Source organism: Actibacterium sp. MT2.3-13A (genome assembly GCF_018139985.1).
Classification (GTDB): domain Bacteria; phylum Pseudomonadota; class Alphaproteobacteria; order Rhodobacterales; family Rhodobacteraceae; genus JAGSOU01.
The window spans coordinates 122,960-143,794 of sequence record NZ_JAGSOU010000003.1 but is presented as its reverse complement, the minus strand read 5'-3'; the positions used below and the strand labels follow the sequence as shown (position 1 = coordinate 143,794).

The window sequence follows — 20,835 nt, the reverse complement described above, 5'->3', positions numbered from 1 at the left end:
ATGCTCAGTGCCCCCCGCCCAGACCCAGCGCGCTTTCCCAGCGGCGCACCAGGTAGTTGTGCTCGATCATGATGTTGTCCCAGACCCGGATCCGCGACATCCGGTCGGAATACCTACCGCCCTCGCGGCGCTCACCCTTGCGGAAGGTGGTGTTGCCATTGGCGTCGAGGATGTCCTCGGCCGCCGGCAGGCCCTCGTACCAGAATCCCCACTCCGCCTCGGCGACATGGGGGCGCACCGCGTCGGGGTTGGACATGTAGGCGCCCGAGCGCATCATGATCGCCCCCGCCCGCCCGTCGAGCCACCAGTTGATGTAGTCATAGGCCGCGTCGCGCACCCAGTCGTCCAGGCGCGACGACAGCGCCAGCCCGCCGAACCAGCCGCGGTAGCCCTCGGCGGGGGTCACCATCGACACCGGCACGCCCAGCGCCCGCAGTTTGGTGAAGCCCGACCACCAGAGCGAGCCGATCATCGGCGGCTTGCCCTGCAGCGCCGCCACGGCCTCGGATTCATCGGCCCAGATGCAGCGGAAATGGCCGCGCTGGTCATAGGCGCCCAGCTGCTCGGTCAGCGCGTCGATCTCTTCCAGCGTCAGGTCGCCCAGGTCGGCCGATTGCAGCAGCCCCTGCGCCTGCAGCGCCAGCACCATGTCGAGGCTGCCGATCGCGGCATCGCCCTGCAGCACCACCCGCCCCGACCAGTCCGGATCGAGCAGCGCGCCCCAGCTGGTGATCTCCTCCGGGTCGCAGCCGACCACGGCGAAGCTGTCGGCGTTGTGCACGGTGGGCACCATGCTGATGTGGTCCGACGGTTTCTTGTCGAGCGAGCCGTCGAGTTGGACATAGAGCCGCTGCGACGGGTCGCCGCCGCGCGCGAGCGGCAGGTCGGGGCGCAGCCGCCCGGTCTTGGGCAGGGCGTTGATCTCGTCCCAGCGGTCGATGCGCCGCACGTCGATCGGCTGCACCGAGCCGGTGGGCCAGATCAGGTCGACATCGTGGAACCACTGGTCGTAGACATCGAAACTGTCGGGCCGCAGCGCGCCCTGGCGCTGCGCCCGCATGCCATCGAGGGTGATGAAGTCGAAATCGAGGCCAAGCTCCTCGCGCGCGGCCTCGGTCATGGCGCGGGTCTGGGTCACCGAGGTGCCGAGCACGCGCAGCGCCGGCCGGGCCCGGCGCACCGCCGGGGCCGACAGCCTGCCCTTGTCGAGAACCTCCGCGCCCATCACCCCTAGCCCACCGCTTCCCGGATGCGCTGCATCAGCGCCGCACGCTCCGCGCGCGCGGCCAGCGCCGCGTCCATGTCCACCTTAACAAACTTCACCGGCGTATGCGGCTGCAACTGGCCGATCAGGTCCATATCGGCGGAAATCACCGTTCCGATCATGAAATAGCCGCCCCCCGACACCGCGTCACGGTGCAGCACGATCGGCTCCGTGCCGCCGGGCACCTGGACCGAGCCGTAGGGATAGCACCCGTCCACGATGTTCGACGGGTCCGAGCCCGCGCCGAAGGGCTGTTCGCGCTCGACGAATTCCAGCGGGCGGCCGTTGCGGAAGCGGTATCCCATGCGGTCGGCCTCGGGCGCGACGGCCCATTCGTCCTCGAAGAAGCCCTTCTGGGCTGCCTCCGTGATGCGGTGCCAGTAAAGCCCGGGCAGCATCCGCAACTCGGCCGGCGAACCGGGGCCGCGGCGCAGCGCCTGCGGGACGCTGGCGCCGGCCCTGCCCTTGCCCGAGGCCCGCCCGATCGGCAACTCGTCCTCGACGGCGATGGCGCGGCCCTCGACCCCGCCCAGCGCGCCGATCGCGTAGGTCGAGCGCGAGCCCAGCGCCGGCGGCGTGTCGATGCCGCCCGAGATGGCGATATAGGCCCGCGCACCGGAGCGCAGGAAGCCGAAGCCCAGCCGCTGCCCGGCCTTGACCGCGATCGCGGTCCAGCCGGGCTGTTCGACCTCGTCGACGAAGATCGGCATGTCGGCGCCGGTGACCGCGACCAGCGCGTCCTGGGTGAATTCCAGCTCCGGCCCCATGAAAACTGCCTCCAGCCCCGCCGCCCCCTCGTCGTTGCCGACCAGCAGGTTGGCGCTGCGCATCGCCAGGCGGTCCATCGCGCCGCCCATCGGGATGCCGAGATGGAAATAGCCCGGGCGGCCCAGATCCTGCACCGTGGTGAGAAGGCCGGGTTTGATGACCTTAACCGACATAGAGCGCCTCCTTCAGCTTGGCGTTCACGCCTTCCATATCCGCGTTGAAGGCATCCAGATCGAACTCAACCTCGGCGATCCGGGGCGCGTAGGTCCCGGCCTCCACTTCGGCGACGATCCGGTCGTATTCGGTGCGGTCGATGGGCTTGTATTTCACGATGTCGCCGGGCTTGAAGAACACCATGAAGTCCTTCAGGTGCCGGACCTTCTGCTCGGGGTCGTAGATCGGCATGGGGGTGATGCCGAACATCTGGTAGCCGCCCGCCCCGCGCACCGAGTAGATGCAGGCGAAGCAGCCGCCGTGCCCGACCGTCAGCCTGGGCGTGTCGGTGCGCGGCCGCAGGTATTTGGGAACCTGCAGCTGGCGCTCACGATCGACCAGCTGGTAGAGGAAGGGCAACCCCGAGACGAACCCCACCATCGACACGAACCAGGGCGTCGAATGATGCGCGGTGATGAAATCGTCCACGCTGTCGAAGCCGTTGATGCGCGCGGCATATTCCAGGTCGGTCCCGTTCGGGTCCTGGTGGCGCTCGCGGAAGCGCATCAGCGTCTCATGCGTCCAGGGGTCGTTATAGAAGACCGGGATCTCGATGATCCGCGTGGTCAGCCGCTTCTCGGCGTTCTCGGCGGCGCTTTCCAGCTTCTTCAGTTCGGCCATCATGTCGTCGGGATGGATCCGGTCCGGGTCGAACTTGACCTGGAACGAGGCGTTGGCCGGGCAGATCTCGGTGACGCCGGGGATGTTGCTGTTGCGCACGGCGTTGGTCATGGACAGGCTTTTGAAAAAAGCGTCCAGCGACATTTCCTCGTCGACTTCGACAAAGATGTGCTCATCGCCGCCGAATGAATATCGTGTTTTCATCGCGTCTCGCCTCCTCGCCGCGCTCAGGCAGCCTGAATGATGTTTCGTTGCAGCCAGGATTCCAACCAGGCGGTGTTGACCTCGCCGGCCAGGACCTCCGGATCCCGGGCCAGTGCCGAAAAAAGCGGCAGGGTGGTCTTGAGCCCGCCGATGCGCGTCTGCGCCAGCGCCTCGCGCAGCCGCGAAAGCGCCTCGTCGCGGTCGGCGCCATGCACGATCAGCTTGCCCAGAAGCGAGTCGTAGAAGGGCGGGATTGCGTAGCCCTCGTAAAGCATGGTGTCGAAGCGCACCCCCTCCGGCGTCTCGATGGCGCCGGTCACGCCCGGGAAGGGCATGAAGTTCTTCGACGGGTCCTCGGCGTTCACCCGCACCTCGATGGCGTGGCCGTCGATGGCGATCTCCTCCTGGCGCAGGCCCAGCGGCGCGCCGAAGGCGACGCGGATCATCTCGGCCACCAGGTCGACGCCGGTGATCATCTCGGTCACCGGGTGCTCCACCTGGATGCGGGTGTTCATCTCCATGAAATAGAACGCGTCGCGCGCCGGTTCGAAGAGGAATTCCAGCGTGCCGGCGCCGCGATAGCCCACCGCCTCGGCCAGCCGCACCGACGCGGCGCAGACCCGGGCGCGGGCCTCTGCGCCGAGGCAGGCCGCGGGGGCCTCCTCCCAAACCTTCTGCCGGCGCCGCTGCAGCGAGCATTCGCGCTCGAACAGATGCACCGCGCGGCTGCCGTCACCGAGGATCTGCACCTCGACATGGCGGGCGTCGCGCACCATGCGCTCCACATAAAGCCCGCCGTCGCCGAAGGCCGCGGCGGCCTCTGTCTGGGCCTGCGGGATCAGGCGCTCCAGGTCGGCGTCGCTCTCGACCACGCGGATGCCGCGCCCGCCGCCGCCGGCGGCCGCCTTGATCATCACCGGAAAGCCGATCTCGGCCACCACCGCGCGCGCCTCGGCGAGGCCCTCGATGCGGCCTTCGCTGCCGGGCGCGGTGGGCACCCCGGCGGCGATCGCGGCGGCGCGCGCCGCCACCTTGTCGCCCATCCGCGCGATGGTCTCGGCGCTGGGTCCGACAAAGATCATCCCCGCCGCCTCGACCGCCGCGGCGAAGGCGGCGTTCTCGGCCAGGAAGCCGTAGCCGGGATGCACCGCGTCGGCGCCCGAGGCCCTGGCGGCCTCCACCACGCGGGCGATGTCGAGATAGGATTTCGTCGCCGCCGGCGGGCCGATCTCGACCGCGCGGTCGGCCAGCCTCACCGCCAGCATGTCGGCGTCGGCCTCGGAATGGGCCTGGATCACCTCCATGCCGAGGCTGCGCGCGGCGCGGTTGATCCGCACCGCGATTTCGCCACGGTTGGCGATGAAAAGGCTGCGTCCGGTCAGGTCCACGGCGATCAGTCCATCTCGGCCAGAACGGCGCCCGCGGTCACCGGCGCCTCGTTTTCCACGGAGAAGCGGATATTGCTGCCGGCCTGCTCGGCGGTGACCTCGTGAAAGGTCTTCATCACCTCGATCAGCCCGATCGTGTCACCCGCGGCAACCGAGCCGCCCTCGGCGACGAATTCCGGCTGATCGGGGGCGGGCCGGCGGTAGAAGGTGCCGGGAAGCGGGGATTGGATGGTCTTGGCCATGGTTCTGTTCCTTGTCTGTGTCGCGGATCAAACGGCGGTCTGGCGGCTGGGCGGGGCGATCCTGATGCCGTTGTCCAGCAGCGCCTGCCGCACGGCGGTGCCGATCTTCAGCGCGCCGGGCGTGTCGGAGTGGAAGCAGATCGATTCGAATTCGATCTCGATGTCGTCGCCCTCGACGGTGCGGACCTTGCCGTCGACGCAGGCGCGCAGGCATTTCTCGGCGATCTCGGCGGGCTCCAGCCGGCGCATCTTGCGCGCGAAGACGATGGAGCCGCTGTTGTCGTAATCGCGGTCGGCGTAGAATTCGCGGATCGTCGGCTGCCCGGCCTCGCGCGCCACGCGGTAGGTTTCCGAGACCGACATGCAGTAGATGAACAGGTCGGGGCCGGTGCGCTGCATCGCCTCGACCAGCTGGCGCGACAGGTCGGCATCGGCGGCCGCGGTCATGTAGAGCGCGCCGTGCGGCTTGATATGCTGCAACGGCACGTTGTGCCGGCGCCCGAATTCGCGCAACGCGCCGGTCTGGTAGAGGATGTCGTTCACCAGCTCGTCCGGCCGCGCCGCGATGGTGCGGCGGCCGAAGCCCTGCAGATCCTTGTAGCCCGGATGCGCCCCCAGCCCGACGCCGATTTCCGCCGCCAGCCGCACCACGGCGTCCATCTGGTTGGGATCGCCCGCGTGATAGCCCGTCGCCACATTGGCCGAGCTGATCAGCGGCATCAGTTCGCTGTCGGGCGCATCGCCGTAGGTCCAGTGGCCGTAGCCCTCGCCCAGGTCGCAGTTCAGGTCAATGGTGGAGCGATACATCACGGTCCTTTCCGAGGGAGCCAACGGGATCGGGGAAAGTTAACGACAGGATTTCTTTCCGCAGAAGTTCTTTTTTCTGGGGTTGCCCTATCGTTTTTTCTGATAATGATGCCCCATGTCATTCAACCTGCGCCATCTCAAATATTTCGTCGCCACGGCCGAGCTCGGCCAGGTCAGCCGCGCCGCGATCGAACTGTCGGTGTCGCAATCGGCGGTCACCGCCGCGATCCGCGAGCTTGAGGCGATCCTCGGCGCCACCCTCTTCGTGCGCTCCTCGCTGGGGATGACCCTGACCGAGGCGGGGCGGCGCTTCCTGTCCTCGGGCTACGAGATCCTGGCCAAGGTGGACGAGGCGCTGCAGGCGCAGGAGCCGCTGGACACCAGCGGCGCGTTGCAGGTCGCGGCCTCCTACACGGTGATCGGCTATTTCCTGCCCGTGCACCTGGAGCGCATGGCACGGCTGATGCCGGGCATCGCACTGCACCTGCGCGAGATGTCGCGCCCGGCGATCGAGGATGCGCTGGTCGACGGACAGATCGACATCGGCGTGGCGCTGACCTCGAACATCACCAATTCCGAGATCGCCTCGGAGACCCTGCTGCGCTCGCCGCGCCGGCTGTGGCTGCCCTCGCGCCACCCGTTCCTCGACCGCGGCGCGCTGAGCTTCGCCGACGTGGCGCAGGAGCCCTACGTCATGCTGACCGTGGACGAGGCCGCGCATACCGCGATGCGCTACTGGTCGAACTCCACCGTCAAGCCGAATGTCGTGCTCAGGACCTCTTCGGTCGAGGGGGTGCGCTCGATGGTGGCCAACGGGCATGGCGTGTCGATCCTGTCGGACATGGTCTACCGGCCCTGGTCGCTGGAGGGCCGCCGGCTGGAGACCGCCGACGTCGCCGAGGACATCCCGCCGATGGATGTCGGGCTGGTCTGGCGCAGGAACGCGGTCTTCTCCCCGGCGATGACCGCCTTCCGCGACTATTTCCGGGGGCTGTTCGGCTCCCAGCAGGTGGCGCGCGCCTGATCGCGCAGCGCCCGCGGCGTCACGCCGAAGCGCGCGCGGAAGGCTCGCGCGAAGGAGGAGGCGTCGGAAAATCCGCAGCCATAGGCGACCTCGGTGATCGAGCGGGTCCCGCCCGGCGACGACAGCCGGCGGTGCGCCGCGCTCAGACGCGCCTCGCGGATCCGCTGGCGCAGGCTGGCGCCGTCGCTTCGGCACAGCTCATGCAGGTAGCGGGTGGAGATGCCGCAGGCCGCCGCCACCGCGGACGGGACCAGTGCCGGGTTTGAGAAATCCTCGCCGATCACCCGCTTGATGCGCGACAGATGCGCCGCCCGGACCGAGGTTTCCCGGCTGCCCGCCGCGCGCGGATCGCGCTCGATCGCCAGCGCCAGCAGCTCGATCACCTGGCGGCCCACGGCGGCGCGGGCCTCGGCGGACATCTCGGCGGCATGCGCCTCGCTGGCGGTGATCAGGTCCACCATCAGCGCGCCCACCCCGCTGCGCCCGTCGAATTCCATCGCGCAGAACCGCCCCGGGTCGGGCAGCCGATCGGCCAGCGTCCGGTGCGCCACCTTCAGCGCGATCAGGTCGTTGGCGGCGGCGTAGCTGAACTCATAGGGCTCGTTGCCGCGTTCGACGATGAAGCCGCCCGGCGGGCAGGTCACGTCCCGCCCCATCTGGACGAACTGCACGGCGCTGCGGTGCGGGATGGTCAGCAGGAACTCCTCCTCGCCGGCGCCGCGCAGGTGATCGCTCCGCCGGGTGTAGCACAGCGCGTCCGAGCGCAACCGCGAGGCCAGCACCTCGCCCAGCGACCAGGTCTTGAGCGCGCCATGAAACCGCTCCGGCTGGCGGAACTCCAGTTCCAGCGCGAAATAGGAGCGCGCGATCGCCTGCGACCAGCGCGCGGCCCTGAGGCCCGGCGGCAGGCCGGCGGTGGTGAATTCGGCAGTGGCTGGCGTCATGCGGCGCCCCTCCTTGCGAAACGGGGAAATGGTTGCCGATCTCCCCGCACAAGGCAAGCCGTCCGTTTTCGGCCCGCAATGCGCTGCCGGCACAGAGATCGTGCGCCCCGCGCATAGAACGCCCCCGCCCACCGGCCCTAAACTGGCGCGACAACGTCACTCCATAACAAGACGGGAGGCCCCCATGGCCAACAGGGATGTCGACCCCATCACGCTGAGCGTCGTGCGCGGGGTCCTGGAGACCACACAGCGCGAGATGACGGTCTCGCTGGAAAAGACCGCGCGCTCCAGCGTGTTCAATCTGGCGCATGACTATTCCACCGCGCTGTTCAACGCCACGCCCGAGATGATCCTGCAGGGCCAGGACATCCCGATCCACCTCGGCAGCCTCATCCCGGCGATGAAGGCGGTGTGGAAATTCTTCGACGGCGACATCCACGAGGGCGACCTCATCCTGCACAACGACCCCGATTACGCGGGATCGCACATCATCGACACCTGCATGTACAAGCCGGTGTTCTACAAGGGCGAGCTGGTATTCTGGACGGTGTGCAAGGGCCACCTGACCGATATCGGCGGCCCGGTCCCGGCCGGCTACAACCCCGAGGCCAAGGAGATCTACGCAGAGGGGCTGCGCATCCCGCCGATCAAGATCTGGGACAAGGGCGTGCCGCGCCGCGACATCCTCAACCTGCTGCTGACCAACATGCGCGCGCGCCGCGACCAGGAGGGCGATTTCAACGCCCTGATCGGCGCCTGTCAGGTCGGAGAGCGCAACCTGATCGCGCTGCTCGACAAATACGGTGTCGAGGAGGTCCGTGCCTGCATCGACAAGCTGATGGAGATGGCCGACGCGCATATGCGCTCGCTGATCCGCGAGGTGCCCGACGGCAAATATACCGGCACAGCGATCCTCGAGGACGCAGGCCACGGCTTCGGCGATTTCGAGATCACCGCGCATGTGACGATCAAGGACGACACCTGCCACATCGCCATCGAAAGCCCACCGCAGATCCCCTATTTCATCAACTCCTACGAGGGAAACAGCTATTCCGGCGTCTATCTCGGGCTGATGATGTTCGCGCAGCTGCCGCCGCCCTATAACGAGGGACTCTACCGCTGCGTGAGCGTGGACATGGGGCCCAAGGGCACGCTGTGCAACGCCCGGGAACCGGCGCCGCACGCCAACTGCACCACCACGCCCATGGAGACCCTGACCGACGCCGTGCGGCTGGCCTTCGAGCAGGCCGCGCCCGCCAAGGTCTCGGCCAGTTGGGGCCATGCCAACGGCTGCAACATCGCCGGCTGGGACAAGCGCCACGACGAGGAATATGTGACCATGGTTCTGGCCTCGATCATCTCGGGCGCGGGCGCCACGCCCAGCCAGGACGGCTGGCACGCCTGCGGGCCGGAATGCTGCTTCGGGGCGCTGACCTCGGGCGATATCGAACTGCTGGAGCATTCCTACCCGATCATCATCCACCGCTATTCGCTGATGACCGACTCGGGCGGGGCGGGCAAGTTCCGCGGGGGCTCGGGCACCTGCTGGGAGGTGGAACCGCTGGACAGCGACATGACCTTCATCACCTTCGGCGAGGGCCGGCGCATTCCCGCCACCGGCGCGGGCGGCGCGGCCTCGGCCATGATCGAGCCCAAGGTCGGGCGGCTGGAGATCACCCGCAACGGCCAGACCGAGGTCATCAAGCGCAACGTCATCGAGACCATCCGCCCGGGCGAGCGGGCGGCCAACATGAACCCCGGCGGCGGCGGCTACGGCAACCCGTTCGAGCGCGAGATCGCGGCCGTTCTCCGCGACATCCGCAACGGGCTGGTCTCGGTCGAAGGGGCCAGGGCCGATTACGGCGTGGTCGTCGCCGACGCCGAAACGCTGACCGTGGACGAGGCCGCCACCGCCGCGCTGCGCGGCCGCGCCAACTGAGGGGAAGGAACAGGACAATGGCAAAATACCGACTGGGCATCGACGCGGGCGGAACCTTCACCGATTTCGTGCTGGCCGACGGCAGCGGACAGGTGCACCTGTTCAAGGCGCTCTCCACACCCGCCGACCCGACGCAGGCGATCAAGGCGGGGCTGGCGCAGATGACCGAGGCCCTCGGCGTCAGCGCCGAGGAGATCGTCTCGGGGGCGGATCTTTGCATCAACGGCACCACCGTGGCGCTGAACGCCCTGATCACCCACAGCGGCGCGCCGACCGGCCTGATCTGCACCCACGGTCACGAGGACAGCCTGGAGATTCGCCTTGGCCACAAGGAGGACGGCTATCGCTACGACGCCGAATACCCGCCCGCGACCATGCTGGTGCCGCGCTACCTGCGCCGCGGCGTGCGCGAGCGGGTGATCTCCACCGGGGCGGTGCACACGCCGATGAACGAGGACGACGTGCGCGCCGCCTGCGAGCTGTTCCTGAAGGAGGGCATCGGCTCGGTCGCGATCTCCTTCGTGTGGTCGGTGCTCAATCCCGAGCACGAGCGCCGCGCGGCCAGGATCGTGGCCGAGATGATGCCCGGCGCCCTGCTGACCGTGGGGTCCGAGCTTTACCCGCAGGTGCGCGAATACACCCGCACCTCCACCGCCGTGGTCAACGCCTATCTCGGCCCGATCCTGCGCCAGTATGTGGACGCGGTGGACGCCTATTTCCGCGCGCTGGGGGCGCGCAACCCGGTGCGCTTCTTCCAGTCGAACGGCGGGCTGGCGATCGGCGAGGTGCTGTCGGACCGCTCGGTCTATGCCATCAACTCCGGCCCCGCCTCGGCGCCGCAGGCCGGGCTGCACGTGGCGCGGCCCTTCGGCCTGGACAACATCATCACCGTGGACATGGGCGGCACCTCCTTCGATATCACGCTGACCAAGAACGGCGTCTCCAACATCACCAAGAACATCGACTTCCTGCGCTACCGCCTCGGCGTGCCGATGGTGCAGGTTGAGACGCTGGGCGCCGGCGGCGGCTCGATCGGGGCGATCAACGAGCTGGGGCTGCTGCAGATGGGCCCCGAAAGCGCCGGCGCCGATCCCGGCCCCGCCTGTTACGGCCAGGGCGGCACGAGGCCCACGGTGTCGGACGCCAACCTGGTGCTGGGCTATCTCAACCCCGGCGGCCTGATCGGCGGCCAGTTGCCGCTCGACGTGGAGAAGGCGCGCGAGGCCATCCGCACCCATGTCGCCGAGCCCCTGGGCATCAGCGTCGAGCGCGCGGCCTACGGCATGTTCACCATCGTCAACAACAACATGGTCAACGGCATTCGCCGCGTCTCGGTGGAGCGCGGCGACGACCCGCGCGACTTCATCCTGGTGGGCGCGGGCGGCGCGACGGGCGCGCATATCACGGCGCTGGCGCGCGAGATGGGCATCCGGCGCATCCTGGTGCCCAAGCTGGCCTCGGGGCTCTGCGCCTTCGGGCAGATCATCTCGGACGTCAAATACAACTACATGGCCCCCTTCCCCGCCCGGCTGGACGCGCCCGGCACCGGCGCGGCGCTGGCGCGCACCTTCGCCGAGATCGAGGCGCGCGGGATCACGGACCTGGAGGCGGACGGCTTCGCCCGCAAGGACATCGAGATCCGGCGCGCGCTGGACATGCGCTATGTCGGGCAGGTGCATGAATGCACGGTCGAGATCGGCGGCATGGAGATCACCGAGGACAGCCTCGGCGACCTCCGCGACGCATTCCACCGCCGCCACAAGGAGCTCTACACCTATTCCGAGCCGCATAACGCGGTGGAGGTCGTGAACGTGGAAAGCGCGATCTTCGGCCGGATCGGCAAGCTCGGCAGCTTCACCCTGGCCGCGGGCGACGGGCCCGAGCGCGCGATCAAGGCGCAGCGCGAGGTAATTCTGTCGGCCGACGGCGCGGCGGTCACCGCGCCGGTCTATGACGGCAACCTTCTGGGCGCGGGCGACCGCATCGAGGGTCCCGCCGTGATCGAGGAGGACACCACCACCATCCTGATCGACGCCGACTGGCGGGCCACCCTGCACGAGACCGGCGTTTACGACCTGACGGCGCGCGGCGCCGCGCATTGAACGGAGCGAATGCGATGGACTACGGACAGGCGGCAAGCGATTGCCAGGAGGACAACGACCGGGTGCGCGTAACCGAATGGCGCCTCGCGCCGGGCACCGCGACCGGCCACCATGTGCATGAATACGACTACGTCGTCGTGCCGGTGCAGCCCGGCACGCTGACCATCGCCGCCGATGACGGCGGCACGGTGCAGGCGCCCCTGCGCGCGGGCGTGTCGTATTTCCGCAAGGCCGGCGTGTCGCACAACGTGATCAACGCCGGGGAGACGGAGATCGTCTTCATCGAGGTCGAGATCAAATAACGTCCCCTTCGGAGGTCGGCGCTGTCGCCCTCCGCCCTTCGCCCCCCCGCGCGCAGCGGCCCCGCGGGGGGCGGTCTCCTTTGACGTGCCCCCGGCCGCGGTGACTGCCCCCTGGCGGCCCCTTGCGCGGCCCCGATCGCGGCGGATCGGGGCGCGGCGAGACTTGACACCGATCAAACTGGAGAACGCCGATCCGTGCTACACGCGTTGCATTACTGCACGACGTCCTCGGTTGGCTGGGGAAGGGGCACGAAGACGTTCCATTTTGGGCGGGGCGCTGACCACCGCCCGTTCAGGAGGAGGAAAGTCCCATGTTTCATTCGAAGTATGTTCTACCGCTTGTGGCAATGGCGGGCCTGACGCTGGGCACCCCGGCGCGCGCCGAGGGCACGGTCGAGGTGCTGCACTGGTGGACCTCGGGCGGCGAGGCCAAGGCCGTGGGCGAGTTGAAGAAAAGCTTCGAGGCCACCGGCGGCACCTGGATCGACTCGCCCATCGCGGGCGGCGGCGGGGACGCGGCGATGACCGCCCTGCGCGCGCGGGTCGTGGCGGGCAACCCGCCGACCGCGGTGCAGCTCAAGGGCCCGGGCATCCAGGAATGGGCCCAGCAGGGCGCGCTGAACGACGTGCAGGCCGTGGCCGAGGCCGAGGGCTGGGACGCCGTGCTGCCCCCGGCGCTGGCCGGGATCATGAAATACGAGGGCCAGTATGTCGCCGCGCCGGTGAACATCCACCGCGTCGACTGGATCTGGGCCAACCCCGAGGCGCTGGCCAAGGCCGGCGTCGAGGCGATGCCGACCACCTGGGAGGAGTTCAACGCCGCCGCCGACAAGCTGCAGGCCGCGGGCATCGTGCCGCTGGCCCATGGCGGCCAGCCCTGGCAGGACGCCACCGTCTTCGAGGACGTGGTGCTGGGCGTCGGCGGGGCTGAGTTCTTCCGCAAGGCGCTGGTCGAACTCGACCAGGATGCGCTGACCAGCGACACCATGGTCGCCGCCTTCGACCAGCTGCGCAAGATGCGCGGCTATGTCGATCCCAACTTCTCCGGGCGCGACTGGAACCTCGCCACCGCCATGGTGATGCGCGGCGAGGCGGGCTTCCAGATCATGGGCGACTGGGCCAAGGGCGAGTTCCTGGCCGCGGGCAAGGTGCCGGGCAAGGATTTTCTCTGCGCGCCGACGCCGGGCAACGGCTTCGTGCTGAACTCCGACAGCTTCACCTTCTTCAAGGTCGAGGGCGACGAGAACCTCACCGGGCAGAAGGTGCTGGCCAGCCTGATCATGTCGCCGGATTTCCAGAAGACCTTCAACCTGGCCAAGGGCTCCATCCCGGCGCGGACGGACGTGCCGCTGGACGATTTCGACGACTGCGCCAAGCGCTCGCATGCCGATCTGGTCAAGGCGATCGAGAGCGACGCGCTGGTGCCCTCGATGGCGCATGAGATGGCAGTGCCGCGCTCGGTCCGGGGCGAGTTCCTGGACCTGGTGACGGAGTTCTTCAACTCCGACATGAGTTCGCAGGACGCGGTCGAGAAACTGGCCGCCGCCGTCAAGCGCGCAATGTGAAACCGGGGCGGCCGGGGCCACGCGCGCCCCGGCCGCCTGTTCCTCCATGCAGCGGGCAGTGTTCCTGAAATCCTTGAGGCAGGGTGTCGAACGGCGCCTGCCGCTCATCGTGGTCTCGCCGCTATTCGCGCTGAGCCTGTTCTTTGTCTACGGCTTCATCGCCTGGACGGCCTATATCTCGCTGACGAAATCGGGGGTGATGCCGGTCTACACCTTCGACGGGCTGGCGCAGTATGAGCGGCTGTGGGCCACGCCGCGCTGGTATGTGGCGCTGAAGAACCTGTTCATCTTCTCCTCGCTCTTCATCGGCATCAGCATGGCGATCGGCATCCTGCTGGCGATCCTGCTGGACCAGCGCATCCGCATCGAGGGGATGATCCGCACCATCTACCTCTATCCGATGGCGCTGTCCTTCATCGTCACCGGCACGGTGTGGAAATGGATCCTCAACCCCGGCCTCGGGATCGAGCGGCTGATGCGCCAGGCGGGGTTCGAGAACTTCACCTTCGACTGGCTGGTGAACTCCGATTTCGCGATCTACACGGTGGTCATCGCCGCCGTCTGGCAATCCTCGGGCTACGCGATGGCGCTGTTCCTGGCCGGGCTGCGCTCGGTCGATGACGAGATCCTCAAGGCCGCGGCGATCGACGGGGCGGGCCCCTGGCTGGTCTATTCCGGCATCGTGCTGCCCATGCTGCGCCCGGTGTTCCTGTCCACGGTCATCATCCTCGCCCACCTGGCGATCAAGAGCTTCGACCTGGTGGTCGCGCTGACCGGAGGCGGCCCGGGCTACGCCACCGACATGCCCGCCACCTTCATGTATGCCTTCGCCTTCCAGCGCAGCGAGCTGGGCGTGGCCGCGGCGAGCGCGGTGATGATGCTGATGACGGTGAGCGCGATCATCGTGCCCTATCTCTATTCCGAGCTGCGGGGGACGCGAAAATGAGGCGCCGCCGCACATCGGGCATCGTCCGCCCCTCCGGTCCAGGCGCGGTGATGCTGCGCGGGCTCCTGTTCGCGGTGCTGGCGTTGTTCTGCCTCTATTACCTGGTGCCGCTGTTCGTGATGGTCGCGACCTCGCTGAAATCGCTGGAGGAGATCCGCGCCGGCAGCTTCCTGAGCCTGCCGCGCGAGATCACCTTCGATGCCTGGGGAAAGGCGTGGAACGCGGCCTGCGTCGGCGTGCGCTGCGACGGGCTGGAACCCTATGTCTGGAACTCGGTTCTGATGACGGTGCCGGCGGTTGCGATCTCGACCATCCTGGGCGCGCTCAACGGCTATGCCCTGACCAAGTGGCGTTTCCCCGGCGCCGACATCATCTTCGCGCTGATCCTGTTCGGCGCCTTCATCCCCTTCCAGGTGATCCTGCTGCCGATGGCGCGGACGCTGGGGCAGCTGGGGCTGGCGGGCTCGGTGCCGGGGCTGATCCTGGTGCACACGGTCTATGGTCTGGCGTTCACCACGCTGTTCTTCCGCAATTTCTTCATCGGGGTGTCCGACGGCATCCTGCAGGCGGCCAAGGTGGACGGAGCGGGGTTTTTCGGCATCTTCTTCGGGATCGTCCTGCCGATGTCGCTGCCGGCGATCGTGGTCACGGTGATCTGGCAGTTCACCCAGATCTGGAACGACTTCCTGTTCGGGGTGGCCTTCACCGTGGGCGACAGCAACCCGGTCACGGTGGCGCTGAACAACGTGGTCAACACCTCGACGGGGGTGAAGGAATACAACGTGGACATGGCCGCGGCGATCATCGCCGGCCTGCCCACGCTGTTGGTCTATGTCGTTGCCGGCGCGTATTTCGTGCGCGGGCTGTCGGCGGGCGCGGTAAAGGGGTAGGCGAATGGCGGCAGGGATCCGGCTCGAGTCGGTGCGCAAGTTCTTCGGCGCGAACGAGGTGATCAAGGGCATCGACCTGGAGATCGAGCCGGGCGAGTTCGTGGTGCTGGTCGGCCCCTCGGGCTGCGGCAAGTCCACGCTGCTCAACCTGATCGCGGGGTTGGAGACGCTGAGTTCGGGCCATGTGTTCATCGGCGGGCAGAAGGTCGACACCACGCCGCCGCGCGACCGCGACATCGCCATGGTGTTCCAGTCCTACGCCCTCTACCCCACCAAGACGGTGCGCCAGAACATCACCTTCGGGATGGAGACCCGGCGCATTCCCAAGGCGCATCAGGACGCCGCGGTAGAGGAGTTCACGCATCTGTTGCAGATCGACCGCTTCCTCCAGCGCAAGCCGGGCCAACTGTCGGGCGGGCAGCGCCAGCGGGTCGCCATGGGCCGCGCGCTGGTGCGCAACCCGGCGGTGTTCCTGTTCGACGAGCCACTGTCGAACCTCGACGCCAAGCTGCGCATCGAAATGCGAACCGAGATCAAGAAACTGCACCAGCGGCTGGGCAAGACCGCCGTCTACGTCACCCACGACCAGATCGAGGCGATGACGCTGGCCACGCGGATCGCCGTGATGGACAACGGCCATATCCGTCAGGTGGCCGACCCGGCGACGATCTATGAAAACCCGGTGGACCTGTTCGTCGCGGGCTTCATGGGCTCGCCGCCGATGAACATGATCCGCGGGCGGCTGGTCCGGGACGGCGGGCTGTTCTTCGCGCCGCTGGGCGACCGGGACGGGGTGCGCTTTCCCATCGCGGCGGCCGAGGCCGCGCGGATCGGCGCGCCCGACGGGCAGGAGGTGGTGCTGGGGCTGCGCCCCGAGACGATCTTCGCCGCCGGGACCGAACTGCCGGGGCCCGACCGCTTCGTGTTCGAGCGCCCGGTGGCCGTGGTCGAGCCGACCGGGCCGGACACCATGATCGTGTTCGAGATCGGCGGCCAGGACCTGATCGCCCGCGTCCGGCCCGAAGACGCTCATCCGCCCGGCACGCCGTTCCGCTTCGAGGTGGACATGGGCAAGGCCAAGCTGTTCGACGCCGGGACCGGCCTGCGCATCTAGCCGCCGCGCGTCAGTCGGACGCGCCGTGGCAGGATGCGCCGCCCTCGCCCGCTGCCGGCGCCCCGAGGTCGTTCAGGATCGGGCAGTCGGGGCGGTGGTCCCCGGCACAGGACTGCACCAGATCCGCGAGGGTCGTCCGCATGGACTGGAGCTGCGCGATCTTTTCGTCGATCCGGCGCAGGTGGTCCTCGGCGATGCGCTTCACGCTGGCGCTTTCGCGGGTGTCGTCCTCGTAGAGCGCGAGCAGGCTGCGGCAATCCTCGATGGTGAATCCGAGCGCGCGGGCGCGTCCCAGGAACGCCAGCTTGTGCAGGTCGCTCTCCCGGAAGCTGCGATAGCCGTTGGCACTGCGCAGCGGTTGCACGAGGCCGATGTCCTCGTAGTAGCGGATGGTCTTGGCGGGCAGGCCCGAGGCGCGGGCGACATCTCCGATATTCATGTCGGTCTCCTTCTTACTCGGCCGGGGCGGGCGCCGGCGCGGTCATGGCGGGGTTGGGGGCGGCCCGTTCGTCCATCGGCGGGCGCACCCGGCGCAGGCGCAGGGCGTTGGTCAGGACGAAGACGGAGGACAGCGCCATCGCACCGGCCGCCAGCACCGGCGAGAGCAGCACGCCGAAGGCGGGGTAGAGCACCCCCGCCGCCACCGGGATCAGCGCGGTGTTGTAGCCGAAGGCCCAGAACAGGTTCTGGCGGATGTTCCGCATCGTGTGGCGCGACACCTCGAAGGCGTTGACCACGCCGCGCAGGTCGCCCGACATCAGCACCACATCCGCGGATTCGATCGCCACATCCGTGCCGGTGCCGATGGCGATGCCGACATCGGCATGCGCCAGCGCCGGCGCGTCGTTGATGCCGTCGCCGACGAAGGCCAGCGTCAGGCCGCCGCCGCGCAGTTCATCCAGCGCCGCGACCTTGCCGTCGGGCAGCACGCCGGCGACCACATGGTCGATGCCGGTTTCGCGCGCGATGGCCTCAGCGGTCTCGCGCTTGTCGCCGGTGATCATCGCCACCTTCAACCCCTGCGCGTGCAGCGCCGCGATGGCCGCCGCGCTGGCCGGTTTCACCGGGTCCGCGACCGCGATCACCGCCGCCACCCGGCCGTCGACCGCGGCATAGAGCGCGGTGCGCCCGCGCGCCGCCAGATCAGCCTCGTGCGCGGCCAGCGCGCCCGGCTCCAGCCCCTCGCGGGCCATCAGGCGGTCGGCGCCGATCAGCACGTCGCGGCCATCGACCGTCGCCCTGACGCCGAAGCCGGTGAGCGAGGCGAAGCCAGCCGCGGCGCGGCGCGGCGCGCCCGCCGCGCGGGCGGCGCGCACGATCGCCTCGGCGATCGGGTGTTCCGACTGTTCCTCGACCGCGGCCACCAGGCCGAGCACCTCGTCGCGGGCGAAGCCGTCGGCGAGGACGAGATCGGTCAGCGCGGGGCGGCCCTCGGTGACGGTCCCGGTCTTGTCCAGCGCCACGACATCGACCGAGGCGAGCTGCTGCAGCGCGTCGCCCTTGCGGAACAGCACCCCCATCTCGGCCGCGCGCCCGGTGCCGACCATGATCGAGGTCGGCGTGGCCAGACCCATGGCGCAGGGGCAGGCTATGATCAGCACCGACACGCCCGCGACCAGCGCCAAGGACAGCGCGGGGCTGGGCCCGAGCACAAGCCAGACCAGCACGGTCAGCGCCGCGGCGCTCATCACCGCGGGCACGAACCACAGGGTGATCCGGTCGACCAGCCCCTGGATCGGCAGCTTCGCGCCCTGCGCCTCTTCGACCATGCGGATGATCTGCGACAGCGTGGTGTCCGCCCCCACGCGCGTCGCGCGGAAGCGGAAGCTGCCCGCGCCGTTCACCGTGCCCCCGGTGACCTGGTCGCCCGGCGCCTTGGCCACCGGCACCGGCTCGCCGGTGATCATGCTCTCGTCGACATGGCTTGCGCCCTCGGTCACCTCGCCGTCGACGGCGATGCGCTCGCCGGGGCGGACGATCAGGATGTCGCCGGTGCGGAGCGCCTCCAGCGGCACCTCCACCGGCTCACCGTCGCGGATCGCGCGGGCGGTGCGGGCCTGCAGGCCCAGAAGCGTCTGGATCGCGGCCCCGGTGCGGCCCTTGGCACGCGCCTCCAGGAACCGGCCCAGCAGGATCAGCACGACGATCACCGCCGCGGCCTCGAAATAGACCGCCCGGACCTCGGCGGGCATCAGCGCGGGCAGGAAGGTCGCCACCACCGAATAGGCATAGGCCGCGCCGGTGCCGACGGCGACGAGGCTATTCATGTCCGGCGCGCCGCGCAGCAGCGCCGGCAGGCCCTTGGCGTAGAACCCCCGCCCCGGCCCGGCCAGCACCGCCGTGGTCAGGGCGAACTGGATCAGCCAGCTGGCCTGGTGCCCGATCGTCTGGCCGATGAAGGCGTGAACGCCCGGGATCAGGTGGCCGCCCATCTCCATCAGGAACACCGGCAGCGCCAGCACCCCTGCCAGGATGGTCCGGCGCGCGGTCTCGCGCGCCTCCGCGTCCTTGCGGGCGGCGCGGTCCTCAGACTGCGTCGCCTGCGCGAGCTCGGCGGGATAGCCGGCCGCGGCCGAGGCCGCGATCAGCGCGCCAGGCGTCACCGCGCCATCGAGATAGGCGATCGTGGCGGTCTCCGAGGCGAGGTTGACATTGACCTCCAGCACCCCGGGCACGGCGGCCAAGGCCTTGTCCACCCGCCCGACGCAGGAGGCGCAGGACATCGACGCGATGCTCAGCGTCACCGCCGCCCGGCGCGCCGGATAGCCCAGCCCGTCCAGTGTCGAGACGACATCCGCCAGCCGCGCGCCGTCATCGAGGTCGAGCTGCGCGGTCTCGCTGGCAAGGTTCACGGACACCCCGCTCACCCCCGGAAGCGCGGCGAGGGCGCGATCCACGCGCCCCACGCAGGAGGCGCAGGACATCCCCTCGATCGACAGTTTGAAATGCTGTTCTTCCGGCATGGGCGCCTCCAATGATCTGGTCTCGGCCTGCCACCTAAGGCTTCCATTCACTGGAAGGTCAAGGATCGCCGAAATATTTTTTTCCGCCACTTGACCTTCCAGCGCCGGAGCACCCCACTTTCGCGGCATCTGAAGGAGGATAGCCGAGATGAAACTCAACGTTCCCGAGATGAGCTGCCGTCACTGCACGGCCGCCATCGAGAAGGCGATCAAGGCGCTGGACGCGGGCGCGCAGGTGGACTGCGACCTCGCCGCGCGCAGCGTCTCGGTGAAGACCACCCTGGAGGAAAGCGCCGTGCGCGCCGCGATCAGCGAAGCCGGCTACGAGACCAGCGCCGTCGCCTGAGCGCGGCGCGTACCCCCTGCAAGAAGGAACAGGAAGATGAGCTACACATACGACAGGTTGCTGCCGGGAACGACGATGGAGGACGCCGAAGCGCGCGTGCGCGCCGCGCTCGCCGACAAGGGCTTCGGCGTGCTGACCGAGATCGACGTCAAGGCCACGATGAAGAAGAAGATCGACGTCGACATGGACGGTTATCGCATCCTCGGGGCGTGCAATCCGAAAATGGCGCATGAGGCCATCGGGCTGGAGCCGCGCGTGGGCGCGATGCTGCCGTGCAATGTCATCCTCCGGCAGGTCGCGGGCGGTGTCGAGATCAGCGCGATCGACCCCGTGGCCTCGATGGCGGCGATCGACAACGCCGGTCTCGGGGCGGTGGCGGGACAGGTCCGCGACCTTCTGCGCGCCGTGGTCGACGCGGCCTGATTGAAACCGCTGGGCGGGCGCTTCAAGGCCCGTAGGGGCCTGCTGCTGGTCCTCGCGCTCTCGGCGCTGGCGGGAGGACTCTGGTGGGCGGGCCTCGGAACGCGGCTGGACGCCGTTCTCGACCAAGGCACGGTGTCGGACTGGGTCGTGCGCAGCGGTGCGTTCGGCCCGGCGCTGATCATCCTGCTGATGGCGGTCGCGGTGGTGGCCAGCCCCCTGCCCAGCGCGCCGATCGCGCTGGCTGCCGGGGCGGCCTACGGGCATGTCGCGGGCACGGTCTATGTGATCCTGGGCGCCGAGCTGGGCGCGCTCATCGCCTTCGGTCTTGCCCGCCGCCTCGGGCGCGAGGCGCTGAGGCGGCGGCTCGGAAACCGGGTGGAGGCAGGCCTGCTGGGATCGCAGAACGCACTGATGCTGACGGTCTTCGCCAGCCGCCTGCTGCCCTTCGTCTCCTTCGACATGATCAGCTATGCCGCCGGGCTGAGCGGTCTGCGGATGTGGCGCTTCGCCCTCGCCACCCTCGCCGGGATCGTGCCGGCGAGTTTCCTGCTGGCCCATCTCGGCGGCGAGGCCGCCCGCGGCGATTGGGCGGGCGCCGGCTGGGCCGCCCTAGGGCTCGGCGCGGCGACGCTGCTGCCGCTGCTCATCGTCACGCTGCGCGACACCCGCAAGCGGCGCCGCGACCGACAGGCCAGGCCGCATCCGCGGCAAGGGCCGCATCGCCCTTGACCCTCCAGCCACCGGAAGCCCCATGCTTCGAGTCGCGACGC

20 protein-coding genes are annotated in these 20,835 nt (G+C 68.9%); 11 read left to right on the top strand and 9 right to left on the bottom strand.

Annotation, left to right across the window (positions count from 1 at the left end; all coding sequences use genetic code 11):
• Nucleotides 1-4: 4 nt before the first annotated feature.
• Genes KCI33_RS04240 through pxpA form a run of 6 tightly spaced genes read right to left on the bottom strand, consistent with a single transcriptional unit; the run spans nucleotide 5 to nucleotide 5,507 of the window.
• A complete protein-coding gene (locus KCI33_RS04240; protein ID WP_212523511.1) occupies nucleotides 5-1,225 on the bottom strand; it encodes an extracellular solute-binding protein in 1,221 nt (406 codons plus the stop codon).
• A gap of 5 nt (nucleotides 1,226-1,230) precedes the next feature.
• A complete protein-coding gene (locus KCI33_RS04235) occupies nucleotides 1,231-2,205 on the bottom strand; it encodes a biotin-dependent carboxyltransferase family protein (protein ID WP_212523510.1) in 975 nt (324 codons plus the stop codon).
• On the bottom strand, nucleotides 2,195-3,070 hold the full coding sequence (locus KCI33_RS04230) for an allophanate hydrolase subunit 1 (RefSeq protein WP_212523509.1): 876 nt from the start codon (nucleotides 3,068-3,070) through the stop codon (nucleotides 2,195-2,197). The genes KCI33_RS04235 and KCI33_RS04230 overlap by 11 nt, the downstream gene beginning before the upstream one ends.
• Before the next feature lie 23 nt (nucleotides 3,071-3,093).
• A complete protein-coding gene (locus KCI33_RS04225) occupies nucleotides 3,094-4,452 on the bottom strand; it encodes an acetyl-CoA carboxylase biotin carboxylase subunit (protein ID WP_212523642.1) in 1,359 nt (452 codons plus the stop codon).
• Between the two features lie 11 nt (nucleotides 4,453-4,463).
• Nucleotides 4,464-4,700 carry an acetyl-CoA carboxylase gene (locus KCI33_RS04220; protein WP_212523508.1) on the bottom strand — a complete coding sequence of 79 codons (237 nt, stop codon included), beginning with the start codon at nucleotides 4,698-4,700 and terminating at the stop codon, nucleotides 4,464-4,466.
• A gap of 27 nt (nucleotides 4,701-4,727) precedes the next feature.
• Nucleotides 4,728-5,507: a 5-oxoprolinase subunit PxpA gene (pxpA, locus tag KCI33_RS04215; RefSeq protein ID WP_212523507.1), complete on the bottom strand. Its 780-nt coding sequence runs from the start codon at nucleotides 5,505-5,507 to the stop codon at nucleotides 4,728-4,730.
• 115 nt (nucleotides 5,508-5,622) lie between these two features.
• Here pxpA and KCI33_RS04210 point away from each other — a divergent pair, with 115 nt between their 5' ends.
• On the top strand, nucleotides 5,623-6,531 hold the full coding sequence (locus tag KCI33_RS04210; protein ID WP_212523506.1) for a LysR family transcriptional regulator: 909 nt from the start codon (nucleotides 5,623-5,625) through the stop codon (nucleotides 6,529-6,531).
• On the opposite strand, the gene KCI33_RS04205 is transcribed toward KCI33_RS04210, so the two are convergent.
• Nucleotides 6,486-7,475 carry a helix-turn-helix domain-containing protein gene (locus KCI33_RS04205; RefSeq protein ID WP_212523505.1) on the bottom strand — a complete coding sequence of 330 codons (990 nt, stop codon included), beginning with the start codon at nucleotides 7,473-7,475 and terminating at the stop codon, nucleotides 6,486-6,488. The genes KCI33_RS04210 and KCI33_RS04205 overlap by 46 nt on opposite strands.
• 184 nt (nucleotides 7,476-7,659) lie before the next feature.
• On the opposite strand from KCI33_RS04205, the gene KCI33_RS04200 reads away from it, so the two are divergent.
• The 7 genes from KCI33_RS04200 to KCI33_RS04170 all read left to right on the top strand — a co-directional run bounded on the left by KCI33_RS04200 (nucleotide 7,660) and on the right by KCI33_RS04170 (nucleotide 16,333).
• Nucleotides 7,660-9,414 carry a hydantoinase B/oxoprolinase family protein gene (locus tag KCI33_RS04200; protein ID WP_212523504.1) on the top strand — a complete coding sequence of 585 codons (1,755 nt, stop codon included), beginning with the start codon at nucleotides 7,660-7,662 and terminating at the stop codon, nucleotides 9,412-9,414.
• Nucleotides 9,415-9,431: 17 nt separating this feature from the next.
• A complete protein-coding gene (locus tag KCI33_RS04195; RefSeq protein WP_212523503.1) occupies nucleotides 9,432-11,516 on the top strand; it encodes a hydantoinase/oxoprolinase family protein in 2,085 nt (694 codons plus the stop codon).
• Between the two features lie 14 nt (nucleotides 11,517-11,530).
• Nucleotides 11,531-11,818: a cupin domain-containing protein gene (locus tag KCI33_RS04190; RefSeq protein ID WP_212523502.1), complete on the top strand. Its 288-nt coding sequence runs from the start codon at nucleotides 11,531-11,533 to the stop codon at nucleotides 11,816-11,818.
• Nucleotides 11,819-12,165: 347 nt separating this feature from the next.
• Nucleotides 12,166-13,383, top strand: a complete 1,218-nt coding sequence (locus KCI33_RS04185; RefSeq protein ID WP_212523641.1) for an ABC transporter substrate-binding protein — start codon at nucleotides 12,166-12,168, stop codon at nucleotides 13,381-13,383.
• A gap of 73 nt (nucleotides 13,384-13,456) precedes the next feature.
• The gene (locus tag KCI33_RS04180; protein WP_212523640.1) at nucleotides 13,457-14,329 is read left to right on the top strand and encodes a sugar ABC transporter permease; all 873 of its coding nucleotides are present in this window, start codon (nucleotides 13,457-13,459) and stop codon (nucleotides 14,327-14,329) included.
• Entirely contained in the window at nucleotides 14,326-15,219 is an 894-nt protein-coding gene (locus KCI33_RS04175; RefSeq protein WP_212523501.1) for a carbohydrate ABC transporter permease, read from the top strand. The genes KCI33_RS04180 and KCI33_RS04175 overlap by 4 nt, the downstream gene beginning before the upstream one ends.
• Before the next feature lie 4 nt (nucleotides 15,220-15,223).
• A complete protein-coding gene (locus KCI33_RS04170; protein ID WP_212523500.1) occupies nucleotides 15,224-16,333 on the top strand; it encodes an ATP-binding cassette domain-containing protein in 1,110 nt (369 codons plus the stop codon).
• A gap of 10 nt (nucleotides 16,334-16,343) precedes the next feature.
• Here the strand turns inward: KCI33_RS04170 and cueR are convergent, their stop codons facing one another.
• The gene (gene cueR, locus KCI33_RS04165; protein ID WP_212523499.1) at nucleotides 16,344-16,772 is read right to left on the bottom strand and encodes a Cu(I)-responsive transcriptional regulator; all 429 of its coding nucleotides are present in this window, start codon (nucleotides 16,770-16,772) and stop codon (nucleotides 16,344-16,346) included.
• A gap of 13 nt (nucleotides 16,773-16,785) precedes the next feature.
• Nucleotides 16,786-19,296: a heavy metal translocating P-type ATPase gene (locus KCI33_RS04160; RefSeq protein WP_212523498.1), complete on the bottom strand. Its 2,511-nt coding sequence runs from the start codon at nucleotides 19,294-19,296 to the stop codon at nucleotides 16,786-16,788.
• A gap of 148 nt (nucleotides 19,297-19,444) precedes the next feature.
• Here KCI33_RS04160 and KCI33_RS04155 point away from each other — a divergent pair, with 148 nt between their 5' ends.
• The 3 genes from KCI33_RS04155 to KCI33_RS04145 are packed head-to-tail and all read left to right on the top strand — an operon-like array spanning nucleotide 19,445 to nucleotide 20,794.
• Complete coding sequence (locus tag KCI33_RS04155; protein WP_212523497.1) at nucleotides 19,445-19,642, top strand: heavy-metal-associated domain-containing protein; 198 nt, start codon at nucleotides 19,445-19,447, stop codon at nucleotides 19,640-19,642.
• Nucleotides 19,643-19,678: 36 nt separating this feature from the next.
• A complete protein-coding gene (locus KCI33_RS04150) occupies nucleotides 19,679-20,065 on the top strand; it encodes a DUF302 domain-containing protein (protein WP_212523496.1) in 387 nt (128 codons plus the stop codon).
• Nucleotides 20,066-20,794 carry a VTT domain-containing protein gene (locus tag KCI33_RS04145; RefSeq protein ID WP_249138904.1) on the top strand — a complete coding sequence of 243 codons (729 nt, stop codon included), beginning with the start codon at nucleotides 20,066-20,068 and terminating at the stop codon, nucleotides 20,792-20,794.
• Nucleotides 20,795-20,835 lie beyond the last annotated feature (41 nt).

Bases quoted from the DNA above. Each gene is read 5' to 3' on its own strand.
- KCI33_RS04240 (WP_212523511.1), bottom strand. From the start codon at position 1,225: ATGGGCGCGGAGGTTCTCGACAAGGGCAGGCTGTCGGCCCCGGCGGTG.
- KCI33_RS04235 (WP_212523510.1), bottom strand. From the start codon at position 2,205: ATGTCGGTTAAGGTCATCAAACCCGGCCTTCTCACCACGGTGCAGGAT.
- KCI33_RS04230 (WP_212523509.1), bottom strand. From the start codon at position 3,070: ATGAAAACACGATATTCATTCGGCGGCGATGAGCACATCTTTGTCGAA.
- KCI33_RS04220 (WP_212523508.1), bottom strand. From the start codon at position 4,700: ATGGCCAAGACCATCCAATCCCCGCTTCCCGGCACCTTCTACCGCCGG.
- pxpA (WP_212523507.1), bottom strand. From the start codon at position 5,507: ATGTATCGCTCCACCATTGACCTGAACTGCGACCTGGGCGAGGGCTAC.
- KCI33_RS04210 (WP_212523506.1), top strand. From the start codon at position 5,623: ATGTCATTCAACCTGCGCCATCTCAAATATTTCGTCGCCACGGCCGAG.
- KCI33_RS04205 (WP_212523505.1), bottom strand. From the start codon at position 7,475: ATGACGCCAGCCACTGCCGAATTCACCACCGCCGGCCTGCCGCCGGGC.
- KCI33_RS04200 (WP_212523504.1), top strand. From the start codon at position 7,660: ATGGCCAACAGGGATGTCGACCCCATCACGCTGAGCGTCGTGCGCGGG.
- KCI33_RS04195 (WP_212523503.1), top strand. From the start codon at position 9,432: ATGGCAAAATACCGACTGGGCATCGACGCGGGCGGAACCTTCACCGAT.
- KCI33_RS04190 (WP_212523502.1), top strand. From the start codon at position 11,531: ATGGACTACGGACAGGCGGCAAGCGATTGCCAGGAGGACAACGACCGG.
- KCI33_RS04185 (WP_212523641.1), top strand. From the start codon at position 12,166: ATGGCGGGCCTGACGCTGGGCACCCCGGCGCGCGCCGAGGGCACGGTC.
- KCI33_RS04175 (WP_212523501.1), top strand. From the start codon at position 14,326: ATGAGGCGCCGCCGCACATCGGGCATCGTCCGCCCCTCCGGTCCAGGC.
- KCI33_RS04170 (WP_212523500.1), top strand. From the start codon at position 15,224: ATGGCGGCAGGGATCCGGCTCGAGTCGGTGCGCAAGTTCTTCGGCGCG.
- cueR (WP_212523499.1), bottom strand. From the start codon at position 16,772: ATGAATATCGGAGATGTCGCCCGCGCCTCGGGCCTGCCCGCCAAGACC.
- KCI33_RS04160 (WP_212523498.1), bottom strand. From the start codon at position 19,296: ATGCCGGAAGAACAGCATTTCAAACTGTCGATCGAGGGGATGTCCTGC.
- KCI33_RS04155 (WP_212523497.1), top strand. From the start codon at position 19,445: ATGAAACTCAACGTTCCCGAGATGAGCTGCCGTCACTGCACGGCCGCC.
- KCI33_RS04150 (WP_212523496.1), top strand. From the start codon at position 19,679: ATGAGCTACACATACGACAGGTTGCTGCCGGGAACGACGATGGAGGAC.